We start from the raw sequence: 6,354 nt of genomic DNA, 5'->3' as shown, positions 1-6,354 counted from the left end.
GAGGATGGGCAGCGGGGCAAACAGCACGAGAACCGGCGCCAGCGGTGCGTAGGCGGCAGGACCGGCAATGCCGGCGACGCAGCAGATCTTGGCGCGAAATTGCAGGAGATCATCCTCGCCCCTGAGGCCTGGCGCGGGTTTGTCGCTGCCGGGCGCGCGCGCTACGAGGCAATCTTCAGCGAGCCGGTCGCGGCCGCGGCGATCACCGCGATCGCCGCCGACAAGCTGAAGACGACCATCGCGCGGCCGGGCAGGGTGCCTGCTGCCCGCGAAGCGGAGACGCGGCCGTGAAGCTAGCGTTTCCGAGCCATCTGGTTCGACGCCTCGTGCTGATGATCGGCGGCGAGGCGATGCAGAGCGGCTTTCATTTTGCCCTCAACATCATGCTGTTGCACATGCTGTCGGCGCAGGGCTACGGCCTCTTCGCCATCGGCATGGTGATGGGCGGTGTCGGCCTGTCCTATATCAGGTCGCTCACCGCCGTTCCCGCCAGCATCTGGATGAGCAAGAGCACCAACAGCGCCGGCGTCGATACCTATGACGTGGCGTTCGGAACGGCGGCGCTGATCGTAGCGTTGCTGATGGCCGTCGGCACGGCAGTCCTGATGCATGTCCTTGGCGATCCAAGCGGAATTGCTGCCGGCTGCTTCGTCGGTGCCTGGTCGTTGCGCAGCCATATGCGCACGGCTTTCTTCGCACGGCGCCAGCAGGTTGTCGTCTCCGTCAGCGATGGCGCTTTTACAATCGCCGGCTGTGTCCTGACCGGGCTGTCGATCTGGTTGGTCCAAGACCCGCTGCAGACCGTGTTCTATGCACTAGCCGCGGCAAATGTTTTCGGCATTTTCGTCCTGGTCCGGCTGGCTCGGCGCTCGCTTCGCATCAGCTTCCGCATGCCGACCCGGCGACGCTATGTCAGGCTCTGGCCCCAGCTGCGCTGGTCGGCATTCAGCGCCACCACCACCAACATCCAGGGCCAATGTCTGGCGCTGCTGGTCGCCGGCATTGCCGGTCCTGCCGCCTACGCACCGCTGGCGGCGGTTCTGGTGCTGTTTGCCCCGCTGCGCATCATCAGCCTTGCTTTCGTCAACATGACGCAGCCGGATCTCGCCAGGCTGATGCGGAACAATGAAACGGGCCGTGTCTGGACGCAGGCCAAGATCTGGGCACTCGTCATGGGGTTTGGCGGCCTTGCATATGGATGCGCCATCATGTTCGTCCTGCCGATGATAAAATCCCAGGCTCTCCAGGACGCTTCGACCTGGTTCATCGGACTTTTCGTGATCGCGAATTTTGTCCCGATCATGCTCTATATCATGCCCCGCATCGTGCTTGAGATACTCGGCGATTTTCGGATCGTCGCGTTCACCACGACGGGCGGCGCGGTCGTCGGGCTGGCACTGATCGCGGCCCTGCTGGCAATCGCGTCTCCGCCGTGGGCGCTGTTGGGTTCCGCCGTCTCGGAGATGTTCGTGCTCGTGGCATCATGGTATTTCGCGCATCACCGCATGTGGAATATCGAGCATCCCGACGAGGCGCGCGACAGCCGGTTGGGCGCCTGGCGGCGCACGCTGTCGTTCGCCACGGCAAAGCGATAGGAAAAATATGGCAGTCCAGGCGGTGCAAATTGCTGCGGTGACCGGCTCGCCCGATGGCCAGTCCTCCCATCCGGCCGTCGTCGTCTCCAACGATGCATACACGGCGCGGCTCCACACCAGCCTGGAAGCGGTGAGGCCGCTCTGGTTGCGCCTTCAGGCGGACGGTGTGTGCACCGCCCACCAGAATTATGCCTGGGCCGAGGGGATCGTAGCGCGGCTGATGCCTGAAGGTGCGGAACTGCTCATCGTGGAGGTAAACGACGCCGTGACGGGCGTGCCGCGAATGCTGGTGCCGTTGATACGGCGACCGGCTTTCCGCCATCGAGTGATCGAGTGGCTGAGCTGTGGCGTTTGCGACTATTCGGCACCGTTGCTGGCCGATGCGAGCCCGTGGACGACGCAGTCGGCGCAGGCCGCGTGGGCCGCGGTGCGCTCCGTGCTGCCGCCGGCGGACCGTATCCAGATCAGGGGAATTCCGCAATCGATCAGCGGTGTCGCCAATCCGCTGGCCCTGCTGGCGGCCACGCGCGATTCCCTGCATACCAGCTTCGGCCTCGCCATCGACGGCGATCCGGAGACCGTCCTCAAGCGCCTATGCCGGCCATCCTTCGTCAAGGCTTTCAACAAGGACTGGCGTCGCCTCGAACGGCTTGGCGGCGTGGAACTGGTCGAAGCCAACACGCCGGCCCTGGTGGAGGTCATCTTCGCCGGCCTGGTCCGGATGCGGCTCAGCCGCTTTCGCGAACTGGGCCGCTTCGACCTGCTGACGCAGGCGGCGGTTGTCGATTTCTATCGAAACGCTGCTCTCGAGGGCCTGTCGGATGGGTCGGTGCGGCTCTTCGGGTTGCGTGTGGGTGAAGCTCTTATCGCGGTCCAATACCTGCTGATCCATCAAGTCACCGTTCATGCTCTGCTGATCTCAATCGATCAGGGCGCGGTGCCTAATGTCTCGCCTGGACTTCTGATCATGGGCAAGTTGATGAGCTGGGCGCGCGGGCGCGATTTCAATTATTTCGACCTGTCGGTAGGCAACCAGAGTTATAAGGAGCATATGGGTGCCTTGGGTTCGGGTCTGCGCGAGCTTTGCCACGGGATCACGGTGCGAGGCAGCGCCGTGAGCGCAGCCATCGAGATCCGCAACCGGGCCGAGGTGTTCGTGCGCTCCAAACCTCGGCTGCTGAAGAGGCTCCAGGGACTGATGCGGGGTTTGCGGCGCCTGCGCGGGGGATCAGAATGACGGGAGAAGCATGTGGCAAGCTACGCGGCGGGAACGACTCCGATAAAGGATTTGCCCGGTGGGCCGGTTTCCCCGACTGTCGCCAACGTTGATGCAACCGCGCACTTCACGGCTCGGCTGCACACCAGCTTCGACACCGTAAGGCTGCTATGGCTGCTCCTTGAAGCTCACGGCGTCTGCACTGCCCACCAGCATTATGCCTGGGTCGAAGGAATCGCCGCACGGCTGAAGCCCAAAGACGCGGATCTGGTCCTCGTCGAGGTGAGTGACGCAGTGACCGGCGCGCCGGCCATGCTGTTGCCGCTGATGCGGCGCCGGGCCTTCGGCCACCACGTGATCGAATGGCTGAGCTGTCGCGTGTGCGACTACTCAGTGCCGCTGCTGGCGGATGGGATAGAGTGGACCAGGCAGAGTGCCGACGCCATGTGGGCGGCGGTCCGTGCCGTGCTGCCACCGGCGGATCGCATCCATATCGCGGGAATTCCGCAGCAGGTCCACGGCGTGGCCAATCCGCTGGCACTGCTTTCGGTGGCGCGCGACTCCATCCAGGTCAGCTCCGGCCTCGTCCTGCATGGCGATCCGGAGACGCTCATCAAGCGGATCTGCAAGCCGTCCTTCGCCAAGGCCTTCCGCAAGCATTGTCGCGGCTTCGAACAGCTTGGTGGCCTCGCTCTGATCGAGGCCGACACGCCTGATCTGGCCGAGGAGCTCCTGGATGCTCTGTTGGAACTGCGGCTCAAGCGTTTCCGTGAGCTCGGGCGTTTCGACCTCCTGACGCAGGCGCCGGTCGTCGATTTTTACCGCGCCGCGGCGCTGCAAGGCCTGTCCAATGGATCGGTGCGGCTCTTCGGACTACGCGTCGGTGAAGCCTGGCTCGCCTCCATCTATGTGCTGGTCAGAAAAGGCACACTTCACGCCCTCCTGCTCGGCATCGACCAGAATGCGGTCGCCAATGTCTCACCCGGCCTGACGACGATGGGCAAGCTGATGATGTGGGGATGCGAGCGGGGCTTCGACTATTTCGACCTGTCGGTCGGCGGCCAGGGCTACAAGCAACATATCGGCGCCTCGAGCTCGGTACTGGCCGAGATCTGCGAACCGGTGACGGTGCGGGGCAGGGCTGCGAACGCAGCCATTTTGCTGCGCAGCCGGGTCGAAGGCATGACGCGGTCGCGTCCCCGGCTGCTCAAGGCCGTCCAGGGCCTGACGCGCCGCTTGCGGCGACTGAAGGACTGAGGAGGAGCGCTTGCCGGTCCTGCGATGCAGAGCACCAAGACCGGCAGGCAAGCTTGTTGACAGGGTTGGTTAGCTCTATATCTGAAAGCGCGGCTTGACGTTCAGAAATGAGTGTCACGGGCGGATTTTTTTAAGTTGGCGTTTTCGGCAGATCATCTCGATGAATGCAAGTTTAGGAGATGGGATTCGTTCCATCCTCATTATTCAAACGAAGTACATTGGAGATGTCGTTCTGACATCTGCTTTGGTTCGCAATCTACGTCTTTCTTATCCACAAGCATCGGTGACCATGCTTTGTGCGCCGGGTCTCAAGGAGTTCATCGTCGCGCAAGGGATCGCCGATGTTGCCGTTGGCTTTGAATCCCGTGGCAGAGGAAGGACTCTGCGCAAGCGTTTGAGCGACTATCGTGGCGTCATCTCTGATCTGCGGCGTCGAAGATTTGATCTTAGCATCGACCTTACCGATTCAAAAACCTCGCGGATCATGCATCGTTTGATCGGCGCTCCACTTCGCGTCGGCTTCGATCCTTCCGAGCATCCGATGAAGTTCTGGGAAATCCAGCTTGCAAACGTTCTCGCCGCGACCTTCGGACATGGCGGACCGCATTATCTCTACAGGAACCTGTCTCCTCTCCGCGCCCTTGGGCTGGATTGTGAGGATCCAACACCTCGGCTGCAGCCGACCAGTACTGCCCAGGAAGAGTGTGCCAGGCTTCTTGCGGAAAACGCTTTGGCGAAGAAGTCGTACGTGGCAGTGCATGCCGGCGCGAGGTTCGAAGGACGTTGTTGGCCGCCGCAACATTTTGCTGCGGTCATCGACGAAGTATACGCCAAAACCGGGCTGCGATCCCTCCTTGTTGGCGGGCCGGATGAAGGGCTTGCCGCGCAAAGGATCCTTGAAGTGGCAGCATCGCCGGTCGCAAGTGTCGTCGGAAAAGCCTCGCTTGAGGTCCTGACGGCATTGTTGGCCGAAGCGTCGATCTTTCTTGGCAATGAGAGCGGCCCGATGCACATCGCGGCCTCTGTCGGAACTCCAGCGGTGGGGCTGTACGGTCTGACGTCGCCAGAGCAATGGGGCCCGTTCGGTGTTCCCAACCGGACGCTCCAGCCGCCCATGCCTTGCCCGTGCATCGCTCCAGGTGTGTGTAAAGAAAACAACGCCGGTGGGGTCTATTGCGTCCAGCGGCTCCAGGTTGCCGATGTTGCGGCGGTGACACTCGATCTCATCGGCACGGAAGTTCAAAAATCTGCTCATTCGGGCATGCCGGCCGCGTAGCAGGGCGGCAGCGACGGGCGATTGTTTGGCGGCGCGCTTCACGTCTTGATTCAGGCCGAGGCTCAAACATCTTCAAAAGATTGGCAAATTTGACCGGGCCGCATCCTGCGCTGTCCGCGAAATTGACAGGACGGCGCGTCTCCGCCATCCTTGACCCCAGTCGTCAGGCTGCCGGCAGCGGCCGCGTTGTGTGTCTGGGGCGACCGAGGGCAGTGTCATGTTCAGTCCCGTCACAGGTCAGAATTCCAAGCGCGCCGCGGTGCGCAAGGCGCTCGATCGTCACAAGGTCTACATCACCGCGCAGCGTTTTTCGGCAGGCAGCTACCAGGCCCGGGTTCTGGTCGACGGCGAGGCCTATTGGGTCGACGAATTCCGGCTGAGCCAGCTGCAGCAGGGACTGTCGCCGGCGGAGCTCGAGTTGACGCCGGCCGTTGACGATTGAGCGCGACTGGCTTGTTCCTGGCCTCGGTGCTTCGACCTTTGCCATGACCACCCCGCCAAAGCTCCAATCCTACCGCGCGAGGCGTGAATTTTCCAAAACGCCGGAACCGGCAGGCGGCCTCATCACGGACGAAGGCAACCGCTTCGTTGTCCACAAGCACCACGCCACCGCAGACCATTATGATCTGCGCCTGCAGGTCGGCGATGTCTTGAAAAGCTGGGCGGTGCCGCGCGGGCCTTCGCTCAATCCGGCCGACAAGAGGCTGGCGGTCGAGACCGAGGATCATCCGCTCGAATATATCGACTTCGAGGGTGTCATTCCCGAGGGCGAATATGGCGGCGGGCCGATGATCGTCTGGGATACCGGCAGCTGGGCGCCGATGGACGATGTCGAAAAGAGTTTGCGCACCGGCGCCTTCAAGTTCCGGCTGGCCGGCGACAAGCTCAATGGCGGCTGGATGCTGACCCGGCTGAAGCCGAAACCCGGGGAAGACGAAAACAAGAAGAACTGGCTGCTGTTCAAGGAGCGCGACCTCGCCGCCGACACCGCGCTTGACATCCTCACGGCC

General features: G+C 62.5%; 6 protein-coding genes and 1 pseudogene. All 7 read left to right on the top strand.

Annotated elements, in window-relative coordinates; translation table 11 throughout:
• Positions 1 to 291 (top strand): annotated as a pseudogene (locus tag EN984_RS18480) (hypothetical protein); the annotation flags it as partial.
• Positions 288 to 1,595: a hypothetical protein gene (locus EN984_RS18475; RefSeq protein WP_127271502.1), complete on the top strand. Its 1,308-nt coding sequence runs from the start codon at positions 288 to 290 to the stop codon at positions 1,593 to 1,595. The pseudogene EN984_RS18480 and the gene EN984_RS18475, both read left to right, overlap by 4 nt.
• A gap of 7 nt (positions 1,596 to 1,602) precedes the next feature.
• On the top strand, positions 1,603 to 2,832 hold the full coding sequence (locus EN984_RS18470) for a GNAT family N-acetyltransferase (protein ID WP_127269108.1): 1,230 nt from the start codon (positions 1,603 to 1,605) through the stop codon (positions 2,830 to 2,832).
• A 12-nt stretch (positions 2,833 to 2,844) separates the two neighbouring features.
• Positions 2,845 to 4,068: a GNAT family N-acetyltransferase gene (locus EN984_RS18465; protein WP_127269109.1), complete on the top strand. Its 1,224-nt coding sequence runs from the start codon at positions 2,845 to 2,847 to the stop codon at positions 4,066 to 4,068.
• A gap of 94 nt (positions 4,069 to 4,162) precedes the next feature.
• Positions 4,163 to 5,344: a glycosyltransferase family 9 protein gene (locus EN984_RS18460; protein ID WP_306245672.1), complete on the top strand. Its 1,182-nt coding sequence runs from the start codon at positions 4,163 to 4,165 to the stop codon at positions 5,342 to 5,344.
• 217 nt (positions 5,345 to 5,561) lie between these two features.
• A complete protein-coding gene (locus EN984_RS18455) occupies positions 5,562 to 5,786 on the top strand; it encodes a hypothetical protein (RefSeq protein WP_127269110.1) in 225 nt (74 codons plus the stop codon).
• A gap of 43 nt (positions 5,787 to 5,829) precedes the next feature.
• Positions 5,830 to 6,354 (top strand): DNA polymerase ligase N-terminal domain-containing protein (locus EN984_RS18450; RefSeq protein WP_272483099.1); only part of this gene is annotated, 525 nt, incomplete at its 3' end.

This window comes from Mesorhizobium sp. M7A.F.Ca.CA.004.12.1.1, assembly GCF_003997835.1.
In the GTDB taxonomy this organism is placed as follows: Bacteria; Pseudomonadota; Alphaproteobacteria; order Rhizobiales; family Rhizobiaceae; genus Mesorhizobium.
Note: the sequence above shows the minus strand (reverse complement) of the source record. Positions and strands in the feature narration are given on the sequence as shown.